This window comes from Deltaproteobacteria bacterium, assembly GCA_011773515.1.
GTDB lineage: Bacteria > Desulfobacterota > Deferrimicrobia > J040 > J040 > WVXK01.
In genome coordinates this window covers 3,235-3,470 of the sequence record WVXK01000050.1, presented here as the reverse complement: position 1 = coordinate 3,470, position 236 = coordinate 3,235, and the positions used below count along the sequence as shown (strand labels likewise).

The following is a 236-nucleotide window of genomic DNA, read 5'->3' as shown; positions in this document are numbered from 1 at the left end:
GACACGGCGAGGGCATAGTTTCCGCCCTCCCCGTTCACCTCGATGGTGACGGCGGGGGTGACCTTCCACCCCGCCGAGCCGAACCCGCCCCCGAAGGTATCGTCCGTGTCCTCGCCGAAGCGGGTAAACGACTGGAAGCCGAAGAAGGGCTCCAGGTAGAGGTAGTACTTCTCCGTCTCCGTGTAGAGGGAGAGGTAGGCCTGGGTGGCGACGAAATCCTCGGGGTCGAAGTAGCC

General features: G+C 64.4%; 1 protein-coding gene. It reads right to left on the bottom strand.

Going from position 1 to position 236, the window contains the following annotated elements:
- The coding region (locus GTN70_05050) for a hypothetical protein (protein NIO16350.1) at positions 1–236 on the bottom strand (236 nt) is incomplete at both ends.